The organism is Escherichia sp. MOD1-EC4550, from assembly GCF_963876935.1.
GTDB classification, from domain to species: domain Bacteria; phylum Pseudomonadota; class Gammaproteobacteria; order Enterobacterales; family Enterobacteriaceae; genus Escherichia; species Escherichia coli_F.
Map to the genome: position 1 here is coordinate 1 of NZ_CAWNSE010000036.1, position 1,467 is coordinate 1,467.

At 58.0% G+C, this 1,467-nt stretch carries 2 protein-coding genes and 1 pseudogene; all 3 read left to right on the forward strand.

Going from position 1 to position 1,467, the window contains the following annotated elements:
* The coding region (locus AACU19_RS20100) for a phage minor tail protein L (RefSeq protein ID WP_198599092.1) at positions 1 to 618 on the forward strand (618 nt) is incomplete at its 5' end.
* Between the two features lie 4 nt (positions 619 to 622).
* Positions 623 to 1,366 carry a C40 family peptidase gene (locus tag AACU19_RS20105; protein ID WP_000140697.1) on the forward strand — a complete coding sequence of 248 codons (744 nt, stop codon included), beginning with the start codon at positions 623 to 625 and terminating at the stop codon, positions 1,364 to 1,366.
* A pseudogene (locus tag AACU19_RS20110) lies at positions 1,303 to 1,467 on the forward strand (tail assembly protein); the annotation flags it as partial. The gene AACU19_RS20105 and the pseudogene AACU19_RS20110, both read left to right, overlap by 64 nt.

Genomic DNA, 1,467 nt, shown 5'->3' on the forward strand with positions numbered 1-1,467 from the left:
CTGACAGAGGTCGGTGGAGAACGTTATTTTTTCTGTAATGAGCAGAACGAAAAAGGTGAGCCGGTCACCTGGCAGGGGCGACAGTATCAGCCGTATCCCATTCAGGGGACGGGATTTGAACTGAACGGCAAGGGCAGTGCTGCCCGTCCGACACTGACGGTCTCTAACCTGTACGGTATGGTCACCGGGATGGCGGAAGATATGCAGAGTCTGGTCGGCGGAACGGTGGTCCGGCGTAAGGTTTACGCCCGTTTTCTGGATGCGGTGAACTTCGTCAACGGAAACAGAGACGCCGATCCGGAGCAGGAGGTGATCAGCCGCTGGCGCATCGAGCAGTGCAGCGAACTGAGCGCGGTGAGTGCCTCCTTTGTACTGTCCACGCCGACGGAAACGGATGGCGCTGTTTTTCCGGGACGTATCATGCTGGCCAACACCTGCACCTGGACCTATCGCGGTGATGAGTGCGGTTATCACGGTCCGGCAGTCGCGGATGAATATGACCAGCTGACGTCCGATATCACGAAGGATAAATGCAGCAAATGCCTGAGCGGCTGTAAGTTTCGCAATAACGTCGGCAACTTTGGCGGCTTCCTTTCCATTAACAAACTTTCGCAGTAAACCCATGACAGAAACAGAATCAGCGATTCTGGCGCACGCCCGGCGATGTGCGCCAGCGGAGTCGTGCGGCTTCGTGGTGAGAGCGCCGGAGGGGGAAAGATATTTTCCCTGCATGAATATTTCCGGTGAGCCGGAGGGTTATTTCCGGATGTCGCCGGAAGACTGGCTGCAGGCAGAAATGCAGGGTGAGATTGTGGCGCTGGTCCACAGCCACCCCGGTGGTCTGCCCTGGCTGAGTGAGGCCGACCGGCGGCTGCAGGTGCAGAGTGATTTGCCGTGGTGGCTGGTCTGCCGGGGGACGATTCATAAGTTCCGCTGTGTGCCGCATCTCACCGGGCGGCGCTTTGAGCACGGGGTGACGGACTGTTACACGCTGTTCCGGGATGCTTATCATCTGGCGGGGATTGAGATGCCGGATTTTCATCGCGAGGATGACTGGTGGCGTCACGGTCAGAATCTCTATCTTGACAATATGGAGGCAACGGGTTTTTACCGTGTCGCACTGACAGAGGCGCAGCCGGGCGACGTGCTGCTGTGCAGCTTTGGTTCATCGGTGCCGAATCATGCCGCCATTTACTGCGGCGACGGCGAGCTGCTGCACCATATTCCTGAACAACTGAGTAAACGAGAGAGGTACACCGACAAATGGCAGCGACGCACACACTCCCTCTGGCGTCACCGGGCATGGCACGCATCTGCCTTTACGGGGATTTGCAACGATTTGGCCGCCGCATCGACCTTCGTGTGAAAACGGGGGCTGAAGCCATCCGGGCGCTGGCCACACAGCTCCCGGCGTTTCGTCAGAAACTGAATGAGGGCTGGTATCAGATACGGATTGCCGGGCGTGAT